The sequence below is a fragment of the Bordetella sp. 2513F2 genome (genome assembly GCF_054642735.1).
This window is the reverse complement of the sequence record NZ_CM137755.1, coordinates 3,899,828-3,921,629: the sequence shown is the minus strand read 5'-3', so window position 1 is coordinate 3,921,629 and position 21,802 is coordinate 3,899,828. Positions and strand designations below refer to the sequence as shown.

At 68.2% G+C, this 21,802-nt stretch carries 19 protein-coding genes; 15 read left to right on the top strand and 4 right to left on the bottom strand.

Features of this window, described 5'->3' with window-relative positions; translation table 11 throughout:
* The first annotated feature begins 141 nt into the window (after positions 1–141).
* From ACYBYQ_RS18545 to ACYBYQ_RS18535, 3 genes are all read left to right on the top strand, one after another.
* A complete protein-coding gene (locus ACYBYQ_RS18545) occupies positions 142–1,164 on the top strand; it encodes a LysR family transcriptional regulator (RefSeq protein WP_459615894.1) in 1,023 nt (340 codons plus the stop codon).
* A 151-nt stretch (positions 1,165–1,315) separates the two neighbouring features.
* Positions 1,316–2,413: an AI-2E family transporter gene (locus ACYBYQ_RS18540; protein WP_459615893.1), complete on the top strand. Its 1,098-nt coding sequence runs from the start codon at positions 1,316–1,318 to the stop codon at positions 2,411–2,413.
* Between the two features lie 102 nt (positions 2,414–2,515).
* Complete coding sequence (locus tag ACYBYQ_RS18535) at positions 2,516–3,286, top strand: phytanoyl-CoA dioxygenase family protein (protein WP_459615892.1); 771 nt, start codon at positions 2,516–2,518, stop codon at positions 3,284–3,286.
* A 45-nt stretch (positions 3,287–3,331) separates the two neighbouring features.
* Here the strand turns inward: ACYBYQ_RS18535 and ACYBYQ_RS18530 are convergent, their stop codons facing one another.
* Positions 3,332–4,246, bottom strand: coding sequence for a LysR family transcriptional regulator (locus tag ACYBYQ_RS18530; protein ID WP_459615891.1), 915 nt, complete (start codon positions 4,244–4,246; stop codon positions 3,332–3,334).
* A 155-nt stretch (positions 4,247–4,401) separates the two neighbouring features.
* Between ACYBYQ_RS18530 and ACYBYQ_RS18525 the strand changes: the two genes are divergently transcribed.
* Positions 4,402–5,568 (top strand): mandelate racemase/muconate lactonizing enzyme family protein, encoded by a 1,167-nt coding sequence (locus ACYBYQ_RS18525; protein WP_459615890.1) that lies wholly within the window; start codon positions 4,402–4,404, stop codon positions 5,566–5,568.
* Between the two features lie 15 nt (positions 5,569–5,583).
* On the opposite strand, the gene ggpS is transcribed toward ACYBYQ_RS18525, so the two are convergent.
* Complete coding sequence (ggpS, locus tag ACYBYQ_RS18520) at positions 5,584–7,842, bottom strand: glucosylglycerol-phosphate synthase (protein WP_459615889.1); 2,259 nt, start codon at positions 7,840–7,842, stop codon at positions 5,584–5,586.
* Between the two features lie 405 nt (positions 7,843–8,247).
* Between ggpS and ACYBYQ_RS18515 the strand changes: the two genes are divergently transcribed.
* The 6 genes from ACYBYQ_RS18515 (at position 8,248) to cyoD (ending at position 14,056) form a co-directional block, all read left to right on the top strand.
* A complete protein-coding gene (locus ACYBYQ_RS18515) occupies positions 8,248–9,447 on the top strand; it encodes an ATP-binding protein (RefSeq protein ID WP_459615888.1) in 1,200 nt (399 codons plus the stop codon).
* Positions 9,444–9,998, top strand: coding sequence for a response regulator transcription factor (locus ACYBYQ_RS18510; protein WP_459615887.1), 555 nt, complete (start codon positions 9,444–9,446; stop codon positions 9,996–9,998). Before ACYBYQ_RS18515 ends, ACYBYQ_RS18510 begins: the two co-directional genes overlap by 4 nt.
* 195 nt (positions 9,999–10,193) lie before the next feature.
* Positions 10,194–11,102 (top strand): ubiquinol oxidase subunit II, encoded by a 909-nt coding sequence (cyoA, locus tag ACYBYQ_RS18505; RefSeq protein WP_459615886.1) that lies wholly within the window; start codon positions 10,194–10,196, stop codon positions 11,100–11,102.
* Between the two features lie 3 nt (positions 11,103–11,105).
* Positions 11,106–13,082: a cytochrome o ubiquinol oxidase subunit I gene (cyoB, locus tag ACYBYQ_RS18500; protein WP_459615885.1), complete on the top strand. Its 1,977-nt coding sequence runs from the start codon at positions 11,106–11,108 to the stop codon at positions 13,080–13,082.
* 3 nt (positions 13,083–13,085) lie between these two features.
* A complete protein-coding gene (gene cyoC / locus ACYBYQ_RS18495; protein ID WP_459615884.1) occupies positions 13,086–13,700 on the top strand; it encodes a cytochrome o ubiquinol oxidase subunit III in 615 nt (204 codons plus the stop codon).
* Positions 13,700–14,056: a cytochrome o ubiquinol oxidase subunit IV gene (gene cyoD / locus ACYBYQ_RS18490; RefSeq protein WP_459615883.1), complete on the top strand. Its 357-nt coding sequence runs from the start codon at positions 13,700–13,702 to the stop codon at positions 14,054–14,056. Before cyoC ends, cyoD begins: the two co-directional genes overlap by 1 nt.
* A gap of 103 nt (positions 14,057–14,159) precedes the next feature.
* On the opposite strand, the gene ACYBYQ_RS18485 is transcribed toward cyoD, so the two are convergent.
* Positions 14,160–14,969: an N-acyl homoserine lactonase family protein gene (locus tag ACYBYQ_RS18485; RefSeq protein WP_459615882.1), complete on the bottom strand. Its 810-nt coding sequence runs from the start codon at positions 14,967–14,969 to the stop codon at positions 14,160–14,162.
* 156 nt (positions 14,970–15,125) lie between these two features.
* A complete protein-coding gene (locus ACYBYQ_RS18480; protein WP_459615881.1) occupies positions 15,126–15,830 on the bottom strand; it encodes a GntR family transcriptional regulator in 705 nt (234 codons plus the stop codon).
* 352 nt (positions 15,831–16,182) lie between these two features.
* Here ACYBYQ_RS18480 and ACYBYQ_RS18475 point away from each other — a divergent pair, with 352 nt between their 5' ends.
* The 5 genes from ACYBYQ_RS18475 to ACYBYQ_RS18455 are packed head-to-tail and all read left to right on the top strand — an operon-like array spanning position 16,183 to position 21,784.
* Positions 16,183–16,926 carry an SDR family NAD(P)-dependent oxidoreductase gene (locus tag ACYBYQ_RS18475; protein WP_459615880.1) on the top strand — a complete coding sequence of 248 codons (744 nt, stop codon included), beginning with the start codon at positions 16,183–16,185 and terminating at the stop codon, positions 16,924–16,926.
* A 29-nt stretch (positions 16,927–16,955) separates the two neighbouring features.
* Positions 16,956–18,341 carry an MmgE/PrpD family protein gene (locus ACYBYQ_RS18470; protein ID WP_459615879.1) on the top strand — a complete coding sequence of 462 codons (1,386 nt, stop codon included), beginning with the start codon at positions 16,956–16,958 and terminating at the stop codon, positions 18,339–18,341.
* Entirely contained in the window at positions 18,338–19,300 is a 963-nt protein-coding gene (locus tag ACYBYQ_RS18465) for a branched-chain amino acid ABC transporter permease (RefSeq protein WP_459615878.1), read from the top strand. The genes ACYBYQ_RS18470 and ACYBYQ_RS18465 overlap by 4 nt, the downstream gene beginning before the upstream one ends.
* Positions 19,300–21,084, top strand: coding sequence for a branched-chain amino acid ABC transporter ATP-binding protein/permease (locus ACYBYQ_RS18460; RefSeq protein WP_459615877.1), 1,785 nt, complete (start codon positions 19,300–19,302; stop codon positions 21,082–21,084). The genes ACYBYQ_RS18465 and ACYBYQ_RS18460 overlap by 1 nt, the downstream gene beginning before the upstream one ends.
* A complete protein-coding gene (locus ACYBYQ_RS18455; protein WP_459615876.1) occupies positions 21,077–21,784 on the top strand; it encodes an ABC transporter ATP-binding protein in 708 nt (235 codons plus the stop codon). Before ACYBYQ_RS18460 ends, ACYBYQ_RS18455 begins: the two co-directional genes overlap by 8 nt.
* Positions 21,785–21,802 lie beyond the last annotated feature (18 nt).

Here is a 21,802-nt window from a genome sequence, read left to right as displayed (position 1 = left end):
TATCCGACAGATGAAGCGAATTCTGCGGCTTTCGTCGAACCGGATAAACAATCGTTCTCCGGCAACACTATTCGTTCCAACGGAACAATCTGGCGCAGGTTCCGCGCTATGCTTGCCGCACGTCCTTTCCAGGAAACCGCCATGGACCGCTTTCAAGCCATGCAGGTGTTCGTGCGCGTCGTGGAGGCCAACAGCTTCACCCGTGCCGCCGACGCGATGGCGCTGCCCCGCACCACCGTCACCACCATCATCCAGAACCTCGAGCGCCACCTGGGCGTACGCCTGCTCAACCGCACCACGCGGCGGATCAGCCTGACGCCCGACGGGGCCGCGTACTACAAGCACTGCACCCGCATCCTCGCGGAAGTCGAGGAAACGGAGGCCTGCCTGCAGGATGCGGCGTCGCGCCCGCAGGGCAGGCTGCGCGTCGACGTGCCGCCCAGCGTGGGGCAGAAGATACTGATCCCGGCCCTGTGCGAGTTCCATACGCGCTATCCGGACGTCGAACTCGTCATCGGCCTGTCCGACCGGCGGGTGGACCTGGTGCAGGAAGCGGTGGATTGCGTGATCCGCGGCGGCCCGCTGGAGGACTCCAGCCTGGTGGCGCGCCGCATCGGCCTGTTCCAGACCGCCACCTGCGCGTCGCCCGACTACCTGGCGCGCCGGGGCATGCCGCAGACGCTGGAAGACCTGGCGCGGCACCAGGCGGTGCATTATTTTTCTTCGTCCGGCCGCAATTGCGTCTGGGATTTCGTGGTCGACGGCAAGGAAAAGCACGTCGACGTGCCGGGCGTGGTCTCGGTGAACGACTGGATGGCCCACCTGGCCTGTGGCGTGCAGGGATTCGGCATGATCCAGACGGCGCGCTTCCTGGCCCTGCCGCACCTGATGAAGGGCGAGCTCATCGAGGTGCTGCCGCAGTGGCGGCCCACGCCCATTCCCATCTCGCTGCTGTATCTGCAGAGCCGTCAGCTGTCGCCCAAGGTCCGGGCCTTCTCCGACTGGGTCGCCGAGCTGTTCGCACGCTGCCCGCTGCTCAACGGGGCCGACGAAAGCGATCCTTCCGTCCTGCAATGCGGCATAGAGAAGCCGCAGCTCACGGAAGCAGCCGACCAGGCCACGCGCCGGCGGGTGCCTTCCGAGGCGCCGGACTTCGTCATGTAAGGCGGCCGTCCGAGGCGCCGGCACGCCCGGCGCCCGGGCCGCGGCGGGCGTCTCGCGGCGCCTTTCGCCCCGCCCGCGGCAGCCGGGTTGCGGGCGTTCGATCAAAACTCGGTATATTCCAGGGTCCAGGTACAAACCTCTGCCCTAGTCCATGCCGCCCGTCCTTCCTGCATCGCTGATTGCCCGCTGGTTGCTCCTGCTGGTCCTGCTCGCAGGCGTGTACTTCCTCAGCGGCTTCCTCGTGCCGGTCCTGGCCGCGATGATCATCGGCCTGGCCACCTGGCCGCTCTACCAGAGGCTGCTGCGCCGCTGCGGAGGCAGCACGGTCGTGGCGGCCACCGTGGCGCTGCTGGTGGTGATCCTGGTGCTGGTGGTGCCGCTGTCCATGGCGCTGAGCTATGCCGTGCAGGAAGCCAGCAATCTGTTCGCCTGGGCCCTGGCGGCCAACCGGCACGGCGTCGAGGTGCCGTCGTGGATCCTGTCGCTGCCCATGGTGGGGGAGCGGCTCGCCGACTACTGGCGGCAGTACCTGGGCGAGCCGCATGCGCTGGGCGAGCTGGTGCAGATCGTCAGCGGCGAGCACCTGGGCAACATCTACCGCATGGTGCTGTCGGCCACCGGCAACGCCTTCCAGCTGCTGCTCACCGTGCTCTTCATGCTCATCACGCTGTTCTTCGTCTACAAGGACGGCAGCCTCATGGTGGCGCAGCTCGACATCCTGGGCGAACGCATCCTGCCGGCGCGCTGGCAGCGCTTCTCGCGCGTGGTCCCGGCCACCATCAGTTCCACCGTCACCGGCATGTGCCTCATCGCCCTGGGCGAGGGCGTGGTGCTGGGCCTGGCGTACTGGATCGCCGGGGTGCCCTCGCCGGTGCTGCTGGGGGTGATCACCGGATTCATGGCCCTGATCCCGGGCGGGGCGCCGCTCTCCTTCACCCTGGTTTCGCTGTACCTGGTCGGGTCGAACCAGCTGGTCGCCGGCCTGGGCCTGTTCGTGTGGGGCACCGTCGAACTCTTCATCGTCGACAAGACCCTGCGTCCGCGCCTGGTCGGGGGGCCGGTCAAGCTGCCCTTCCTGCCCACGTTCTTCGGGCTGGTGGGCGGCGTCAAGACCATGGGCATCGTGGGCCTGTTCGTGGGGCCGGTGCTCATGGCCCTGCTGGTGGCGATCTGGCGCGAGTGGGTGCGCAGCGTCACCGAAGAGCGTGAAACCGCCCGGCTTTCGTCCGGCACCGACCGGCCCCACTGACCGCCGCTGCCGGGCGGCCTGCGCGGTAGTATGCTTAGGGCCGGGCGCGTACCGCCCCCGGCCGGCCAGGCCGGATCATCAGCAGCAGAAGGAAATCGCAGCATGTCCCGGCCCGAGGTTGCCGCACAGATCGCCACCCTGCGCGAGCAGGGGTTCGTGGTGGTGCCGGGGTTCGCCTCGGCGCAAGAGGTGCAGGCACTGCGCAACCTGGCGCAGCGCCATCTCGATGCGGCGGTGGCGCCGCTCGAATACGAGGCCGACCTGCGCTACCCCGGCGCACCGGCCTCGCGCGAGGCCGAAGGCGGCCTCACCGTGCGCCGCCTGCTCGATGCCTACGGGCGCGATGGGCGGTTCCGGCAGTGGGCCACCTCGCCGCGCATCCGCGAGTGGCTGCGCGCCTATTACGGCCCGGCCTGCACGCCGGTGCTTTCCACGGCGCACCACAATTGCGTGATGACCAAGCATCCATCCTATGGCAGCCAGACCGGCTGGCACCAGGACATCCGCTATTGGTCTTTTTCCGACGACGACCTGGTGTCGAGCTGGCTGGCCCTGGGCCACGAGTCCGCCGCGAACGGCGGGCTCTTCTTCGTGCCCGGCTCGCACGCCGCCCGCTTTGCGCCGGCGCAGTTCGACGCCGACAAGTTCTTCCGCGCCGACGTGGCCGAGAACCGCGCCTGGATCGAGCGTGCGGTCTGTCCCGAACTCGCGCCGGGCGACGTGGTCTTCTTCCACTGCCGCACGCTGCACGCGGCACGCGGCAATGCCAGCGACCAGGTCAAGTTCTCGCTGGTGCACACCTATCACGCCGACACCTGCCGGCCCGTGCCGGGCACCCGTTCCGCGGGCAAGCCCGAAGTGCCGCTGGCCTGAGCGCGGACGGCGCGGCCGCGTGCGGGGGGCTGCGCCGCAGCCGGATCAGGGCTTCTGAGCCGATGCCGCGCACACCGCCTGCCAGAATGCCTCGGCCGTCGGGGTATCGGGCGCCTGCCGCCGGTACAGGCGCACCTGCAGGGGGATTTCCCAGTCGGCCCCGCCCGCGGGCACCAGGCGCATGGCACGCAGCTCGTCCTCGATGAGGCTGCGCGGCAGCCAGGCGATGCCGCGTCCGTCCAGGGCCATGCTTTTGAGTACCGTGGCCAGGTGCGCCGTGAAGACGGGCTCCCCGGCAGCGCGGGCCAGCGCCTCGCCGCGCAGGGCGCGCAGCAGCCGGCCCACGCCCGATTCCGCGTTGTAGGCCAGCACCGGCGGCGCGTTGCGGGCGCCGGCTGCCAGGCGCCAGCGCGGCCTGCCCTGGCGGTTGGGCGCGCACACCGGCAGCAGGAGGTCCGACCCCACCTGCACCGACAGATAGCCGGGCCGGTCAAGGCCGCCGGGCACGTGGGCATGGGCATGGCAGAGCAGGAACTGCACGCGGCCCTGCTGCATCCAGGTCTCGCATTGCTGCAGCACGTCGGATACGAGCTGGATGGGGCCCATGCCGGTACGCGGTTCCAGGCTGCGCAGCCACTGGGGCATGAAGTGCAGCGAGAGGGCATGCGTGGCGGCGAAGCGCAGCGTGGCGGCGCTGGCGGCGGCCGTGGCGCGCGCCTCGTCGGGCAGGCGCTCGACGCGCGCCAGCAGTTCGCGCGCCACGCCGCGGAACCAGTCGCCGGCTTCCGTCAGCGTGGCCGGCTGCGTGGCGCGGTCCACCAGCGTCACGCCCAGCCAGGTCTCCAATGCGCGGATGCGGCGGCTGAACGCCGGCTGCGTCATGTGGCGTTCCTGGGCGGCGCGCGAGAAGCTGCCGCTGGCGGCCAGGGCGAGGAAGTCGGCAAGCCAGGACAGGTTCATGGTCTATGCACGCAAAGCATGGAAGTAGAGAAAAGCGGCATTGGCTTTGCCGCGCCGCAGCGCCAATAATGGTCGTGCGCGCCGGCATCCCGCCGGACGGGCGGCCCTCATTGTAGGACCGGCGCCCCGCGCCTTCTCATACGCACCGTACCGCCATGAAGATCCTGGACATCGTCGAAAGCACCCGCCCCATCAAGTCGAACATCCGCAACGCCTATATCGACTTTTCCAAAATGACCCTCAGCCTGGTCGCCGTGGTCACCGACCAGGTGCGCGACGGCAAGCGGGTCATCGGCTACGGTTTCAATTCCAACGGCCGCTACGGCCAGGGCGCGCTGATCCGCGAACGTTTCCGTCCGCGCGTGCTGGAAGCCGACCCGGCCAGCCTGCTCGACGAGGCCCGCGACAACCTGGATCCCCACCGGATCTGGGACACCATGATGACCAACGAGAAGCCCGGCGGCCATGGCGAGCGCTCGGTGGCGGTGGGCACCATCGACATGGCGGTATGGGATGCCGTGGCCAAGATCGAGGGCAAGCCGCTCTACCAGCTGCTGGCCGAACGCTACGGCAACGGCAGGCCGAACCGCGACGTGTTCGTCTATGCGGCGGGCGGCTACTACTGGCCCGGGCAGGGCCTGGAAGGCCTGCAGCGCGAGATGCAGAGCTACCTCGACCGCGGTTATTCGGTGGTGAAGAAGAAGATCGGCGGCGCCTCGCTGGCCGAAGACTGCAAGCGCATCGAGGCCGTGCTGAAGCTGCTCGGCCCGGGGCAGCGCCTGGCGGTCGACGCCAACGGCCGCTTCGACCTGCCCACCGCCATCGAATACGCCAAGGCGCTGTCGCAGTACGACCTCTTCTGGTACGAGGAGCCGGGCGATCCGCTGGACTACGCCCTGCAGGCCGAGCTGGCGCAGCATTACGACAAGCCCATGGCCACGGGCGAGAACCTGTTCTCCATGCAGGACGCGCGCAACCTGATCCGCTACGGCGGCATGCGCCCCGACCGCGACTGGCTGCAGTTCGACTGCGCGCTGAGCTACGGGCTGGTGGAGTACCTGCGCACCCTGGACATGCTGAAGGCGCACGGCTGGTCGGCCTCGCGCTGCATCCCGCACGGCGGGCACCAGATGTCGCTGGCCATCGCCGCCGGCCTGGGCCTGGGCGGCAACGAGTCGTACCCCGACCTCTTCCAGCCGTACGGCGGCTTCCCCGACGGGGTGCAGGTGCGCGACAGCATCGTCACGCTGCCCGAACTGCCCGGCATCGGCTTCGAGGGCAAGGCCGATCTCTACGCGGAAATGCGCGCCCTGGCGCAATAGGCCAGGGCGCCGCCCTCAGGCAGCTGCTTCCAGCTCGGCGGAGCTGGGCGGCAGCGCCACCGCGGCCAGGAACTCCTGGCCCCAGCGGTGCACGTCGTGGCCCGAGACGATGTCGAACAGCTCGCGCACGCGGGCGCGGGCCTCGTCTGCCGACAGGTTCAAGGCCAGGTAGCAGGTGCGCACCAGGTCGTCGCGGTCGTGCGGATTGGTGAGCAGCGCGCCCTTCAGCTCGGCCGCCGCGCCGGCGAACTCCGACAGCACCAGCACGCCGCGCCCGCCCACGATGCCCTGGACCGCCACGTATTCCTTGGCCACCAGGTTCAGGCCGTCGCGCAGCGGGGTGATCCACATCACGTCGGCCATGGCATACCAGGCCACCACTTCCTCGAAGGGCAGGGGGCGGAAATAGAAGTGCAGCGGGGTCCAGCCCACGCGCGAATAGCGGCCGTTGATCCGGCCCACGACCTGCTCGATCTGCAGCTGCAGGTCGTCGTAGATGGTCATCTCGCGGGCGGCCGGCACGCACACGCATACCAGCGACACCTTGCCCTGCAGTTCCGGGTTCTCCTCCAGCATGCGCTCGAACGCCTGCAGTTTCTCCAGCGTGCCCTTGGTGTAGTCCAGGCGCTCCACCGAGAGAATGATGCGGATGCCGTCGATCTCCTTGCGCAGCCGCTCCATGTTGGCCTGTACGGGCTCCTCCTGGAGCACGCGCCGCACGCGGCCCACGTCCAGCCCCACCGGATGCGCGCCCAGCCGCACGGTGCGCGTGTCGGTCTCGATCTCGGTGGTCATGGTTTCCACGCCGACCGCGCAGCCATAGGTGAGGAAGCGCGGGGCGCAGTTCTGCCGCTCGGTGCGCTTGAGCGGCATCACGCCGCCGGCCACGTCGACGAAGTTCTCGACCTGGCGCGGGATGTGGAAGCCGATGTAGTCGCACTGCAGCAGGCTGCCCACGATGGCGCGGCGCCACGGCAGCACGTTGAACACGTCCGCCGAGGGGAAGTAGGTGTGGTGGAAGAAGGCAATGCGCAGGTCGGGGCGCATCTCGCGCAGATAGCCCGGCACCATCCAGAGGTTGTAGTCGTGCAGCCACACGACCGCGCCCATGGCCGCCTCGGCCGCGGCGCGTTCGGCGAACAGGCGGTTCACGCGCAGGAACACCTGCCAGTCTTCCTCGTGGAAGCGCGCGCGCTCCCAGAACGTATGCAGGGTGGGCCAGAAGGCTTCCTTGGAGAAGCGGCGGTAGAAGACGTCCACGTCGGCCTTGGGCAGGGCCACGCGCGCGGCCTTCAGCTTGGGATAGCGGCGCGCGTCGACGGTGGTGTGGACTTCGAACTCCCCGTCGGCCTCGTCATGCTCGGCCCAGGCCACCCACGAGCCGGCCTGGTTGTTGTCGAAGAAGCCCAGCAGCGTGGGGATGATGCCGTTGGGCGAGGACGGGCGGCGGCGCTGCAGCACGCCGTCGACGCGCTTTTCCTCGTAGGGCAGGCGGTGATAGACGATCACCAGCTCCGCCGAACCCGGCGTGACGGTGGGCGGCAGTTCGGCGCTGACGCCCTGTTCGCCCAGGAATCCGAAATGGGCGAAGGCTTCCAGGATGCCGCCGCAGCCGGCGCGGCTGGCATGCAGCACGCGGGTGCTGTTGCGGGTCTGTTCCAGCAGGGCCGGCTCCGAGCCGCCCACGCATACGCCCATGAAGCCGGTGTGGTACATGCTGGTGTCGTTCAGCGTGTCGCCGGCCACCAGGACCTCGTCGTCCTGCAGGCCCAGGATCTCGACCAGCCCGCGCAGCGTGCTGCCCTTGTTCACGCCGGGCGGCAGCACGTCGAAATAGCGGCCGGCCGAGAACAGCATGTCGCACCCGAGATCGCGCACGGCCTGGTGCAAGGCCGGGTCCTGGGCCTGTTCCGGCGTGCAGAAGTACGAGCAGCGCCGCGCCTGGGGCACGTCCTGGCGTTCCAGGCCCGGAAAGGCGGCCATGGCGGTGGCCACTGCCTGGTCGCCGGGCCACTGCGACTCCACCTGCACCTGCAGCGGCTGCACCGGCTGCAGCGTATTGCCGTGGACCACCGTGGCGCCCACGTCGGCAATGATGTAGTCGGGCGTGGGCAGGGTGGGGTCGTCCAGCAGCGGCAGGATGCGCTCGAGATTGCGGCCGCTGACGTAGGCCAGCCGGATCTCCGGGTGGGACGCTATGGTTTGATAGAGGCGCAGGCGCTCTTCGGGGGAGCCTGCCAGAAAGGTACCGTCGAGGTCGGTGGCCAGCAGCATCGCATTTCTCCTGAAACGGCCGCCACGCGTGCACGGGACGGTGGGCGGCCATGGATGGCGCACAGGACCGGCGGAGCCGGCCGCGGGCGGGACGCATCGCAGGCGGAGGACCGTGTCCGCAGGACACGGGACAGGCCGGGGCCGGCCTGGGGCGATTCAACCTCGGTCTGCAGCCGGCGCGGTGGGGCAGCAATACTGCTTTGCAACAAGCCGCGCGTAGCCGATCTTTTGCTGCAAGATCAATGCGAATTGAACGAAATTGGCTAAAATGTGAGGGCAGTATACCGCGCTGCAGCGATGCCGCCAACCCATGCGGCCGGGTCCGCCCGGCCATTCCCCTAAAATGGACCCCGCGTTTGCCCGCCCGCAGCCTCCGGTTGCGCGGTGCCGCGCCCCGTATCCTCCATGTCCGGTAGTTCCGCCAATTCCTTTCTGCGCACGCTGTGCACCCTGCGCTGGGTCGCCATCGCCGGGCAGGCCGCCACCATACTGGTGGTCAGCGGCCTCTTCGACGTCTCGCTGCCGCTGTGGCCGCTGTGGGGCGGCGTCGCGGTGCTGGTGGTGTTCAACCTGTACGCCTCGCTGCGCCCGCCCCGCACCGAAGAACTCGCGCCCGGCGTCGCCTTCATGCACCTGCTGGTCGACATGGCCGTGCTGGCCTGGATGGTGGCCTGGAGCGGCGGCATCACCAATCCGTTCGGCCTCATGTTCCTGGTGCTGCTGGCCCTGGCTGCGCTGGCGCTGCCGCGCGGCTGGGCCCTGGCCGCGGCGGCCGCCAGCGTGCTGGGCTACGTGGTGTCGGCGGTGTTCGGCCAGCCTCTCGAGAGCCGGCACGATACGCACACCCTCGTGCTGTGGGGCATGGCGGCCAATTTCCTCATCTCGGTGGGCGTGGTGTGCTACTTCCTGACCCGCGTCGCCACCGACCTGCGCAGCCGCGAGCGCGAACTGGCGGCCCTGCGCGAACGCTTCACGCGCAACGAGGGCATCGTGGCGCTGGCCACCCATGCCGCCGCCATGGCGCACGAACTGAACACGCCGCTGGCCACCATGACGCTGCTGGCCGACGAAATCGCCGCGCAGGCGCCCGACGAAGAAATGCGCGCCGATGCCGCCACGCTGGTCCAGCTGCTGGCCTTGTGCCGCGAACGCATACGCAACCTGGCCGTGCCCAGCCGCGTCGATCTGGTGCGGGTGGTGAGCCAATGGACGCTGGTGCGGCCCACCATCGAACTCAGCCGCACGGGCACGCTGCCGGCGTCGCTGCGGGTGGAGCCGGCCATCGCCCACCTCATCCAGGCGCTGTTGAACAACGCGGCGGATGCCGGCGAGGAGGCGGGCGACCTGCGGGTGGAATTACACTTGGAGTATCGGCAAGGCATATTGCGCGGCGAAGTGCGCGACCATGGCAAGGGCATCGACCCCGACCGCCCGCTGCTTCCGGCCAGCGGCCTGTTCCATAGCGGCAAGCCGCAGGGCCTGGGCGTCGGCCTGGCCTTGTCCCATGCCACGGTGGAGCAATTGGGCGGCGAAATGACGCTCACCGCGGCCGAAGGCGGAGGCACCCGCATCCGTTTCGACCTGCCGCTAGGAAATTCCGCATGAACCCCTCCGAACCCGGTCTGCTGATCGACGACGACGAGCTGTACCTGCGCACCCTGCAGCGCAGCCTGGCGCGCCGCGGCCTCGAGACCCGCATCGCCTGCAGCGTCGGCGAGGCGCTGCGCGTGGCCGAGGAGATCCGTCCGGCCTTTGCCCTGGTGGACCTGCGCCTGGGCGAAGATTCCGGCCTCACCCTCATCCGGCCGCTGCGCGCGCTGCGCGAGGACATGCGCATCCTGCTCGTCACGGGCTACGCCAGCGTGGCCACGGCGGTGGAAGCCATCAAGCGCGGCGCCGACGACTACCTGCCCAAGCCCGCCACCGCGCCCATGATCCTGCGCACGCTGGGCCTGGCCGAACCCCAGGCTGTCACCATAGAAAGCGCCATGACGCCGCTGCATCGCCTGGAATGGGAACACATCCACCAGGCCCTGGCCGAGACCGGCGGCAACGTGTCGGCCGCGGCGCGCCTGCTGGGCATGCACCGGCGCTCGCTGCAGCGCAAGCTGGCCAAGAAGCCCGGACCGGAGCGCGAACCGCCGCCGCTGGACTGAATCCGGGGTGCGACATTTTGTCGCAGTGCGGCGCGTAAGCGCCCGGGAAGTTTCCTCGCGTTTTCTTGCATTTTTGCACCAATGCGGTGCGAAAACGCCTGCAAGTGCGACTATCGGTCGCAGGCCGGCCTCGCGCGCGCAAGCTACGATTGCGGCTTTGCTGCAAGGCAGCACCTCCATCGTCGAAGGCAGTCAGTGAAAATCCCTTCCCTTGCATCCACCGCGCGCCTGCTGGGCGTCGGCGCCGTCATGCTGCTTGGCGGCTGTTCCATGGAAATCCTGTCGCCCAAGGGCGACATCGGGCAGCAGGAAAAACAACTCATCCTCATCGCGCTCGGCCTCATGCTCATCGTGGTCGTCCCGGTGATCGTGATGACGCTGTGGTTCGCGTGGAAATACCGCGCCAGCAACACCAGCGCCACCTATGCGCCGCGCTGGTCGCACTCCACCGCGATCGAGGTGGTGGTCTGGACCGTGCCCTGCATCATCGTGGCCATCCTGGCCGTGCTGACCTGGAAGAGCTCGCACGCCCTCGACCCCTACAAGCCGATCGAGGCCGACGCCAAGCCGGTCACCATCGAAGTGGTGTCGCTCGACTGGAAGTGGCTGTTCATCTATCCCGAGCAGGGCATCGCCACGGTGAACGAGATCGCCTTCCCCGTCGACGCCCCGGTGGAGTTCCGCATCACCTCCGGATCGGTGATGAACGCGTTCTTCATTCCCCAGCTGGGCAGCATGATCTATTCGATGGCCGGCATGGAGACCAAGCTGCACCTCATCGCGCGCGAAGCGGGCACCTACGCCGGCCTGTCGGCCAACTACAGCGGCGGCGGCTTCTCCGGCATGCGCTTCAAGGCCATCGCCACCACGCAGGAAGGCTTCGACGCGTGGATCCAGAAGGCCAAGGATTCCAACAATCCCCTCACGCCCGAGGCCTATGCCCAGCTGGAAAAGCCCAGCGAGCACACGCCCGTGGCCTACTACTCGACCACGCCGCCGAGCATGTTCGATTTCATTATGCATAACCAGATGAGTAAGATCGCCGGGGTGGACTCGTCCATCTGCACGCCGACGTCCAAGAACCTGGTAGCGATCGCGGAGTAAACGATGTTCGGCAAACTCACCCTGGAAGCCATCCCCTATCACGAGCCCATCGTGATGATCACCCTGGCGGCCGTGCTGCTGGGGGGCGCCGCCCTGCTGGGCGCCATCACCTACATGGGCAAGTGGAAGTACCTCTGGACCGAGTGGTTCACCACCGTCGATCACAAGAAGATCGGCATCATGTACATCATCGTGGCGCTGGTCATGCTGCTGCGCGGCTTCGCCGACGCGATCATGATGCGCACGCAGCTGGCCGTCGCCTCCGGCGACTCGGCAGGCTTCCTGCCGCCGCACCACTACGACCAGATCTTCACCGCCCACGGCGTCATCATGATCTTCTTCATGGCGATGCCCTTCATCACGGGCCTGATGAACGTCGTCGTGCCGCTGCAGATCGGCGCCCGCGACGTGGCCTATCCCTTCCTGAACTCGCTGAGCTTCTGGCTGTTCGGGGCCGGCGTGGTGCTGATGATGCTGTCGCTGTTCGTCGGCGAATTCGCCGCCACGGGCTGGCTGGCGTATCCGCCGCTGTCGGGGCTCGACTACAGCCCCAGCGTGGGGATGGACTACTACCTGTGGTCATTGCAGATATCGGGCCTGGGCACCACGCTGTCCGGCATCAACTTCATCGTGACGATCCTGCGCATGCGCGCGCCCGGCATGTCGCTGATGAAGATGCCCGTGTTCACCTGGACCGCGCTGGTCACCAACATCCTCATCGTGGCCGCCTTCCCGGTGCTGGCCGCCACCCTGGCGCTGCTGACCGCCGACCGCTACCTGGGCACGCACTTCTTCACGAACGACGGCGGCGGCAACGCCATGATGTACGTGAACCTGATCTGGATCTGGGGCCACCCCGAGGTGTACATCCTGATCCTGCCCGTGTTCGGCGCGTTCTCCGAGATCATTGCCACGTTCTCGCGCAAGCCGCTGTTCGGCTACAAGTCCATGGTCTACGCCACGGCGTCGATCGGCGTGCTCTCGTTCATGGTCTGGCTGCACCACTTCTTCACCATGGGGGCGGGGGCCAACGTCAATGCGTTCTTCGGCATCGCCACCATGATCATCTCCATTCCCACGGGCGTGAAGGTGTTCAACTGGCTGTTCACGATGTACCGCGGCCGCGTGCAGATGACCTCGCCGGTGCTCTGGACCATCGGCTTCATGGTCACCTTCGTGATCGGCGGCATGACGGGCGTGCTGATGGCCATCCCGGCCGTGTCGTTCGTGCTGCACAACAGCCTGTTCCTGATCGCCCACTTCCACAACGTGATCATCGGCGGCGTGGTGTTCGGCTGCATCGCCGCCATGACCTACTGGTTCCCCAAGGCCTTCGGCTTCAAGCTGAACGAGCGCCTGGGCAAGTGCTCGTTCTGGTGCTGGCTGGTGGGCTTCTACCTGGCCTTCATGCCCCTGTACATCCTGGGCTTCAAGGGCATGACGCGTCGCCTGAACCACTACGACAACCCCGAGTGGGAGCCGTACCTCATCGTGGCCTTCGTGGGCGCGGTCATCATCGCCGCCGGCATCGGCTTCCTGCTGCTGCAGGTGTTCGTCAGCATCCGCCAGCGCAAGGACAATCTCGACCTGACGGGCGACCCCTGGGGCGGCCGCACGCTGGAGTGGTCGACTTCGTCGCCCCCGCCCTTCTACAACTTCGCCCATGTGCCCCACGTGGAGCACCTGGACCAGTTCTGGGAAGACAAGGAGGCCGGCCGCGCCCATCCCAAGCCCGGCCGCTACGAAGACATCCACATGCCGCGCAATACCGGTGCCGGCGTCTACATCGGCGCCTTCGGCCTGGTGATGTGCTTCGGCCTGATCTGGCACATCTGGTGGCTGGGCATCGCGGGCTTCGTCGGCATGATCGCTGCGTTCGTGGTGCGCGCCTATGACCGCGACGTGGACTACTACGTCCCCGCCAAGGAAGTCGAGCGCATCGAGACCGCGCACTACAACAATCAGCAACAGGCTGCCTGAGTCATGACCCAAGCCGTACATACTTCCCTGCACGACGTGGCTCACCATCACGAGCACCACGACGACGGATCCAAGACCGTATTCGGTTTCTGGATCTACCTGATGAGCGACCTGCTCATCTTCTCGGTATTGTTCGCCACTTTTGCCGTGCTGCACGATGCCACGGCGGGCGGCCCCGCCGCCGGCGAGCTGTTCGACCTGTCCTTCGTGCTGGTCGAGACCATGCTGCTGCTGATCAGCAGCTTCACCTTCGGCGTGGCCATGCTGAACATGCAGGCCGGCAAGGCGGGCAAGGTGATCGCCTGGCTGGCCATCACCGGCCTGTTCGGCCTCGGGTTCATCGCGATGGAAGTCTATGAATTCCATCACCTGATCCACGAAGGCTACGGTCCCGGCCGCAGCGCCTTCCTCTCGGCCTTCTTCACGCTGGTCGGCACCCACGGGCTGCACGTGAGCTTCGGCCTGATCTGGCTGGTGATCATGATCGACATGATCCGCCGCCATGGCCTGGACGCCGTCAACAAGCGCCGCCTGGCCTGCCTGAGCCTGTTCTGGCACTTCCTGGACATCGTCTGGATCTGCGTGTTCACCTTCATCTATCTGTTCGGAGCCCTCTGATGTCGCACGATTCTGCGGTCGACCACGACCACGCCTCCCATGGCAGCATGAAGTCGTACGTGATCGGCTTCATCCTGTCGATCATCCTGACCCTGGCCGCCTTCTGGCTGGTGATGAGCGACGCTGCGCCGCGCCACCTAGCCCTGCCGGGCATCGTGGTGCTGTGCGTGGCCCAGCTCCTGGTGCAGCTGGTGTTCTTCCTGCACATGGGCCTGTCGAAGTCGGCGCGTGAAAACACCACCGCCTTCGTCTTCACCCTCATGGTCATCGCCATCCTGGTGGGCGGTTCGGTGTGGGTGCTGCACAACATGAACGCCAACATGATGCATCCCATGCCGGCGGCCGTCGCCCAGTAAGGGCGCCAGCCGCATTCCGGGCCGGCCGTGCGCCATGCATGGCGCGATGCCCGGCCGCAGCCCCCCGGTCATGCCGGGGGGTTGTCGTTTCTGTACGCCGCGCTCAGTGCGGCGCCACGTCCAGGCGCACGATCCGCCCGGCCAGCTCCGGCGAGGGCGCAGGGTAGCGTTCCATGACCAGGGGATCGTGGCCGGGCACGATGTGGGCATCGGAGTCCGCCATGGCGCGCACGATGCCATAGCCCTCCAGCATGTCGCCCACACTGTACACCGTGGGGAAGGGGGCATCGCGATCGATGTTGCCGTAGAGGTGGGTGGCGTCCGACGCCAGGACCACCCAGCCTCGCTGCGTCCAGACCCGCACGATCTGCAGGCCGGCCGTGTGCCCGCCGACGAGGTGCACGGACAGGCCCGGAGCCAGCGTGGCGGTTCCCCGGTGGAAGCGCACGCGCCCGGCATGCAGCGTGCGCACGAAATCCACGATGTCTTCCACGTCGTACGGGTGGCGCAGCACCGCATGGCACATGCACCGGCCCGTGGCGTACGCGGCTTCCGCGTCCTGGATGTGCAGGGTGGCCGCCGGGAAGTCGTCCAGCGTGCCGGCATGGTCGTAGTGCAGGTGCGTGATGATGATGTCGCGGATGGACTCGGCCTGGATGCCGAGGAGCGCCAGCCCTTGCGCGGGACGCAGCAGCAACTGGCGTCCCCGCTGGGAAGCGGCTTCCTGGCCGAAGCCGGTGTCCACCAAGTAGACCTCCTCCCCGCGCCTCAGGACCCATACGAAGTAGTCCAGGTTCGACTCGGCGTCGTGGAAGTCGACGCTTCCCAGGTAGTTGTCGGAAGCCCGTCGCCCGTCGTGGTAGGCGTACCGGATGGCATAGACTTCGAAGGGATCCGCGGGCGTGGCGTTCAACGTGTGTCTCCTGGCGTGGTCGCGCCGGCTGCGATGGCCGGCGCCGGGACGGAACAGCAATGCCGCTAGGATAGTAGGATTGTATTACGGCCGCAACGGCAAGATCACCCTGTCGATGTCCCTGGCGCGGGCGTCGCAGATGTGGAGCAGGCGGCCTTACTCCTGCGCGTCGGGCTGGGTCTCGCGCAGGATGCGGATGGCGATGCTGGCGGCATTGCGCACGTGCAGGCTCCCGGCCTTGCGCGCCCCCGCGCCGTCGCGGGCTTCGAGCCTCTCCATCAATGCCGCCAGTTCGGCAACGCTCTTGCGGGCCCGCCCAGGCGCCTGCATGGAAGTGGAGCGCAGCAGCATCACGCGGGAGTTCAGCAGCCGCAGCGTGGTGGTCAGGGCTTCGTTGCCGGCGCCTTCCAGCAGGCATTGATAGAAGAAGTTCTTGGCCGACAGCTGCTCCAGCGCGGCGCCCTGGGTCAGCGCCCGCTTGAGCGCCTGGAATGCCGCCTGCAGGGCGGCGAGCTGGGCGTCGGTGGCGCGGTCGGCGAACAGCTGGCACGCCAGGCCTTCCAGCTCTTCCCGCACCTGGTAGATGCCCTGGGCCTGCTCCGGCAGCAGGCGTTCCACCACCGGCCCGCGGTAGGGGATGACGTGGATCAGCCCTTCGGATTCGAGCTGCCGCAGCGCCTCGCGCACCAGCGTGCGGCTGACGCCGGTCATTTCGCACAGTTCGCGCTCGGGCAGGCGCTCGCCGGGCCGGAAGCGGCCCAGCAGGATGGCGTTGCGGATGTTCTCGGTCACGCTGTGACGCAGCACCGAGGCGGAACGCTGCACTTTGAAGTCTGCTGGAACCTTGGCGGCTGCTTTCATGCGCTGTATGGGGAGGTGTGTCGGGGAAGCGTTGCGGCTTGCGCCGCGCCATGGGCGTGATGCCGCTGAACGCCGCCCGGAGCCGCAGCCCGGGCAAGCGTGTGGCGGCGTGCGATTTTAACGTTCCTACTCCTGCGCGCAGATGGGCTGCAGCGACGGGGCCGGGCTGCCTGGCTTGCAGCCCGGGAAAATACCTAGATGAACGGTTGTATTCAATAATACAATCTTCTTATAATACCAACATACAAATTTCGGCACCCATCAGGAGTGCCGTATCCGGAGACACCGCCAGGCCTGGAAGCACCGGGCCGGCGCGCAGTGCGCGCCAGCGGGCCATACCAAGGAGGCAGGCATGGGAGTGCTGAGCGGCAAGGTCGCCATCGTCACGGGCGGGGCCGGGGGCATCGGGCGCGAAATCGCCCGGGCCTATGCCCGCGAAGGAGCTGCTGTCGGCTTGCTGGATGTCAACGAGAAGCTCCTGGCCGAGGCCCGGCGCGATGTGCCGGGCGCCCGGGCGCTGGCCTGCGACGTATCGGACCGCGCAGCGGTGCTCCGCAGCGTCGACGCTTTCGTGGCGGAACAGGGCGGGCTGGACATCCTCGTCAACAACGCCGCGTATTTCTACTACGCGCCGCTGGTCGAGATGCCCGAAGACGCGGTGTCGCGAATGATAGACGTGGGATTCAAGGGAGCGCTGTGGTCGCTGCAGGCGGCCACGCCGCACCTGGTCGCACGAGGCGGCGGTTCGGTGATCAATCTTTCGTCGGTGGCCGTGTCGGTGTCCATCACCAACGCGGCCGTGTACAGCGCCATCAAGGGCGCGCTGGACACGCTCACCCGGCAGCAGGCGGTGGAGCTCGGCGCACACGGCATCCGCGTGAATGCGCTCGCTCCCGGGCCGGTGGTCACCCCGGGAGCGGGTTCGGTGATCACGCCGGAGGGCTGGGAAACCCGCCGCCGGCGCACCCCCACCGGGCGCCTCGCCCAGGGAGCCGACATTGCCGCGGCTGCGGTGTTCCTGGCTTCGGATGCCGGTGCCAGCATCGCCGGCGTCACGCTGAAGATCGACGGCGCCATGACGGTCGTGGGCTACTAGGGCGCCACGGCCGGCGTTCCGGAACACATATGGACAAGCGCGAGACGACCGCAAGCGCGGCGGCCCAGCTGGTGCATGCCGCGATGGCGATGACGCCCGAGGCGTGCTCCGGCGACACCCTGGCGCATGCCAGGCGCTGCCTGCTGGACTACCTGTCATGCGCCTTCGAGGCGCTGCCGCTGCCATGGAGCGAGCAGGCCTGGGCGCTGGCCGAACCGGCCGATGGTGCGCACGGCGTCGGCCGTCCGGGCATGCGCAGCCTGGCCGGGGCAGCATTCGCCAACGCGGTGGCAGGGCACGGCCTGGTGCGGGAAGACATGCACGCGGGCAGCGTGGCGCATCTGGGCGTGGTGGTCTGGCCCACGGTCCTGGCGCTGGCCGAGCGCCATCGCGTCTCGGGGCGCGAGGCGCTGGCCGCCGCCATCGTCGGCTACGAAGTCGGCGCGCGCATCGGCCGCGCCGTGATCACGCCATCGCTGTCCCGCCTGTTCAGGCCGACCGGGCTCGTGGGGCCCTACGCCGCCGTGGCGGCGGGCGCGCGGGTGGTCGGGCTGGACGAACGGCAGGCGCTGCAGGCCTTCGCCCTGGCAGGCAATTGCAGCGCCGGCCTCAATCAATGGGCACACACCGGGGGCAGCGAGATGTACTTCCATCCCGGTTTCGCCGTGCGCAACGCGCTGGCCTGCCTGGACCTGGCTCGCCTGGGGGCGCAGGCCTCCGACTCCATCCTCGAGGGCGAGGCGGGCTTCTTCCAGGCCTACGCGCGAGTGCCGCTGGCAACGCCGCTGTGCCTGTTCGAGGGCGGGCGCGCGGAGATCGCCCAGGTCTTCAACAAGCCCGTCCCGGCCTGCAACTTCGCCCAGACCCCATGCCAGGCCGCCCTGCTGGCCCTGCGGTCCGCCGGCGCCGGGCGTCGCATCGTGTCCGTGCAGGTGGCCACCACCCATGCCGCCGTGACCTATCCGGGATGCGATGCGCGCGGTCCTTTCCGGCATGCCCTCCAGGCCAAGATGAGCATTCTCTTCGGCGTCGCAGCCGTGCTGGCGCGCGGCGAGATCGCGGAAGCCAACTACCGCGTGCTGGACGATCCCGAAATCGGGCGCCTGGTGGCGGCCACCACGCTGGTGCAGGACGCCGCCTACACCCGGGCCTTTCCCGCCCGCCAGGGTGCGCGGGTAACCCTCGCGCTGGATGACGGCACACAGGCCGTGGGCGCGCTGGACGACGTGGTGGCGGCCGACATGGCGCTGATCCGCGCGCGCTTCCGGCAGGCGGCGCAGGCCGTCGTGGGCGGCGAGCGCGCCGCGCGGATCGAGCGCATGGTGGACGCATACGAGTCCGAGCCGGATGCGGCGGCGCTGCCGCGCCTGTGTGCAGCCGCCGCATCGCCCACGGCAACCCGGAGAGAGCCATGACGGAACTGCAGATCCATCTCGAGGCCCTGCTGCAGGCCCTGGTCGCCGGGACTTTGGTGGGCGGCATATACGGGCTGATGTGCGTGGGCCTGGCCATGATCTTCGGGATCATGCGGGTCATCAATTTCGCCCAGGGCGATTTCATGATGCTGGGCATGTACACCACCTATTACTTCTTCGTGCTGGTGGCGGCGAACTTCATGGCGGGGTCGATGCTGGGGCCGTACGTATCGATCCTGCTGATGGTGCCGGTGATGTTCGCGGTGGGCTACCTGGTGCATCTGCTGCTGATCTCCCGGGTCACCGGCGGGCGCAGCGCCGCGCTGGACGGCGAAGGACACTATGCGCAGCTCATTCTCACCCTGGGGATCGCGCTGATCCTGCAGAACGGCGCAATGATGCTGTTCGGACCGCAGCTGGTCTCGATACGCACGCCCCTGTCGAGCAGCGCCTGGGAGATCGGGCCGCTGTGGGGCGACTTCGTCAGCGTGTTCGCCAACAAGGGGCGCACCGTGGCCACGCTGATCTCGGTGGCCGTCATCGCCGCGCTGGGGGCGCTGGTGAGCCGCACGCGCCTGGGCAAGGCCCTGCGCGCCTCGGCCGACAACCCCGTGGCGGCTGCCTACATGGGCATCGACGTGGACCGGGCCTACCGCATCGCGTTCGCCCTGGGCACCTGCATCACGGCCCTGGCCGGCGGCCTGCTGGCCACCAACTATCCCTTCCACCCCTTCGTGGGCCTGGAGTACGTGATCATCATGTACGCCGGCGTGGTGCTGGGCGGGATAGGCAGCATATTCGGCGCCTTCTGGGGCGGCATGGTGATCGGCCTGGTGCAGCAGCTCTCCGCGCTGGTGTTGCCGACGCAGCTGCAGAACGCCGCCATCTTCGTGTTCTTCCTGTTGATCGTCACTCTCCGGCCGCAGGGGCTCTTCGGCCGCGTTTCGGAGCGGACCTGATGAAGCGCCTGCCTGTGTCCCTCATCCTGCTGCTGGCGGCGGCCGCGTACCTGGGCGCCGCGCTGCTGGTGCAGAACGCCTATCACCAGCTGATCTTCACGCTGGTGCTGGTATGGGCCTGCTTCGGGCTGTCGTGGAACATGCTGAGCGGCTATACCGGGCTGGTCTCGTTCGGCCATGCGGCGTTCTTCGGCCTGGGCGCCTACGCCACCGTGCTGGCCCAGATACACCTGGGCCTGTCGCCGTGGCTGATGATTCCGCTGTCCGCGGCGATAGGCGCGGTGGCCGGGCTGCTCGTGGGGCTGCCCACGTTCCGGCTGCGCGGGCACTACTTCGCCCTGGCGATGCTTGCCTATCCGCTGGCGCTGCTCTACGTGTTCGAATGGCTGGGCTTGCAGGAAGTCACCTTCCCCATGAAGCGGGAAGATGCCGCGTGGTACATGCAGTTCCCGGATCCGCGCATCTACACCGTCGTGGCCATGGCCATGCTGCTGCTCTTCGTGCAGCTCACCCGATACGTGGAACGAACCCGTTTCGGCATGGCCCTGATAGCCATCAAGCAGAACGAGGCCGCGGCCGAGGCCGCCGGCATCGATACCCTGCGCTGGAAGCTGCGCGCCATCGCGCTGAGCGGCGCCATCGCTGGCGCGACGGGCGCCTTCTATGCGGTGGTGCTGCTGGTGGTGACGCCGGTGTCCGTGTTCGGCATGCTGGTGTCCGCGCAGGCGCTTACGGTCTCGATGTTCGGCGGCGTGGGCTCCGCGTGGGGGCCGGTCATCGGCGCGGCCATCCTCGTGCCCCTGGGGGAGATCCTCCATGCGGAGCTGGGGCCGTCCTATCCCGGCATACAGGGCGTCGTCCTGGGGGCGGCCATCGTCGCGGTCATCCTGGCGGCGCCGGAAGGCGTGTTCTGGAAGGCGCGCGACTACCTGCGGCGCCGCCGCCAGGCCAGCGATCCTGCGCCGGACGTCGCGCCGGCGCAGCAGGCGGCGGAGCCCGCGGTCGCCGGCTCCCATGCGCCGCCGCCCGCCGCCCCCCGTGCGCTGTCCGACGAGATCATTCTGGACGTCCAGGGCGTATCGCGCCGCTTCGGCGGCCTGCAGGCGGTCAACAACGTCAGCTTCTCGGTGCGCAAGGGCATGATCCTGGGCATCATCGGCCCCAACGGCGCGGGCAAGACCACGCTGTTCAATCTGCTCAACGGTTTCCTGCGTCCGGATTCGGGCAGGGTGGTGGTCAAGGGCGTGGACATGGCCGGCAGGAAGCCGCACGTGCTGTGTGCTGCCGGCGTGGGCCGCACCTTCCAGGTCATGCGGCCCTTCATGCGCCTGACGGTGGCCCAGAACGTGAAGGTCGGCGCCTATGTGCGGGCTCGCAGCGAAGCGGAGGCCGAGACCCTGGCGGCGGCCGCGATCGAACGGGTGGGGCTGGCGCCGTCCGCCGGCAAGGTGGCCTCCGTGCTCACGACCCGCGAGCTGCGCCTCATGGAGCTCGCGCGTGCGGTGGCCGGCCAGCCGGAGCTGCTGCTGCTCGACGAGACGCTGGCAGGCCTGGGGCACGGCGAGATCGACGACGTGGTGGCGGCCATACGCGCGCTGTCCGAATCGGGCATCACCATCGTCATCATCGAGCACACCATGCAGGCAATGGTGCGGCTGGTGGACCAGTTCGTCGTGCTGGACCACGGCGAAGTGCTGACCGTCGGGGATCCGCAGTCCATCACGCGCGACCCGCGGGTGGTGGAGGCCTATCTCGGCCGGAAATGGAGCGCACGACATGCTTGAGATCAGAAATCTCGTGGCGGGGTATTCGGCGCTGCCTGTCCTGAAAGACGTGTCCGTCATCGTCGAACCGGGCCGCTTCGTCTCCATCGTGGGTCCGAACGGCGCCGGCAAGAGCACCCTGTTCAAGACCATCTCGGGCACGGTGCGGGCCATGTCCGGCGAGATCCGGTTCGACGGGCATGACCTGCTCGCGGTGCCCGTCTCGCGGCGCCCGCACCTGGGCATCGCGCACGTGCCGGAGGGGCGGCAGGTGTTCGCTTCCATGAGCGTGCTCGAGAACCTGGAGCTCGGCGCCTATACCGACGCCGGGCGCCGCCACTGGGCGGGCAATCTCGAGCGCATCTATGAATGGTTTCCCGTGCTGAAGCAGCGCAGCCGCCAGCTGGCCGGCACGCTGTCGGGCGGGGAGCAGCAGATGGTGGCCATCGGCCGCGGCCTGGCTTCCTCGCCCAGGCTGCTGATGCTGGACGAGCCATCCATGGGGCTGTCGCCGGCGATCGCCGACTTCATCTTCGAGCGGCTCATCGACATACGCCGGGACGCCGGCCTGACCATCCTGCTGGTGGAGCAGCGGGTGGCCGAAGCGTTGCAGTACGCCGACCACGGCTATGTGCTGGAGACCGGGCGGGTGGTCCTGGAGGGCACGCACGAGACGCTGCAGGCGGACGACCGCGTCCGCCGCGCATATCTGGGAATGTAGGGCGATATCGCCCGGCAG

Excerpts from the sequence above, each read along its gene's own strand:
- ACYBYQ_RS18545 (WP_459615894.1), top strand. The coding sequence starts at position 142 with ATGGACCGCTTTCAAGCCATGCAGGTGTTCGTGCGCGTCGTGGAGGCC.
- ACYBYQ_RS18540 (WP_459615893.1), top strand. The coding sequence starts at position 1,316 with ATGCCGCCCGTCCTTCCTGCATCGCTGATTGCCCGCTGGTTGCTCCTG.
- ACYBYQ_RS18535 (WP_459615892.1), top strand. The coding sequence starts at position 2,516 with ATGTCCCGGCCCGAGGTTGCCGCACAGATCGCCACCCTGCGCGAGCAG.
- ACYBYQ_RS18530 (WP_459615891.1), bottom strand. The coding sequence starts at position 4,246 with ATGAACCTGTCCTGGCTTGCCGACTTCCTCGCCCTGGCCGCCAGCGGC.
- ACYBYQ_RS18525 (WP_459615890.1), top strand. The coding sequence starts at position 4,402 with ATGAAGATCCTGGACATCGTCGAAAGCACCCGCCCCATCAAGTCGAAC.
- ggpS (WP_459615889.1), bottom strand. The coding sequence starts at position 7,842 with ATGCTGCTGGCCACCGACCTCGACGGTACCTTTCTGGCAGGCTCCCCC.
- ACYBYQ_RS18515 (WP_459615888.1), top strand. The coding sequence starts at position 8,248 with ATGTCCGGTAGTTCCGCCAATTCCTTTCTGCGCACGCTGTGCACCCTG.
- ACYBYQ_RS18510 (WP_459615887.1), top strand. The coding sequence starts at position 9,444 with ATGAACCCCTCCGAACCCGGTCTGCTGATCGACGACGACGAGCTGTAC.
- cyoB (WP_459615885.1), top strand. The coding sequence starts at position 11,106 with ATGTTCGGCAAACTCACCCTGGAAGCCATCCCCTATCACGAGCCCATC.
- cyoC (WP_459615884.1), top strand. The coding sequence starts at position 13,086 with ATGACCCAAGCCGTACATACTTCCCTGCACGACGTGGCTCACCATCAC.
- cyoD (WP_459615883.1), top strand. The coding sequence starts at position 13,700 with ATGTCGCACGATTCTGCGGTCGACCACGACCACGCCTCCCATGGCAGC.
- ACYBYQ_RS18480 (WP_459615881.1), bottom strand. The coding sequence starts at position 15,830 with ATGAAAGCAGCCGCCAAGGTTCCAGCAGACTTCAAAGTGCAGCGTTCC.
- ACYBYQ_RS18475 (WP_459615880.1), top strand. The coding sequence starts at position 16,183 with ATGGGAGTGCTGAGCGGCAAGGTCGCCATCGTCACGGGCGGGGCCGGG.
- ACYBYQ_RS18470 (WP_459615879.1), top strand. The coding sequence starts at position 16,956 with ATGGACAAGCGCGAGACGACCGCAAGCGCGGCGGCCCAGCTGGTGCAT.
- ACYBYQ_RS18465 (WP_459615878.1), top strand. The coding sequence starts at position 18,338 with ATGACGGAACTGCAGATCCATCTCGAGGCCCTGCTGCAGGCCCTGGTC.
- ACYBYQ_RS18460 (WP_459615877.1), top strand. The coding sequence starts at position 19,300 with ATGAAGCGCCTGCCTGTGTCCCTCATCCTGCTGCTGGCGGCGGCCGCG.
- ACYBYQ_RS18455 (WP_459615876.1), top strand. The coding sequence starts at position 21,077 with ATGCTTGAGATCAGAAATCTCGTGGCGGGGTATTCGGCGCTGCCTGTC.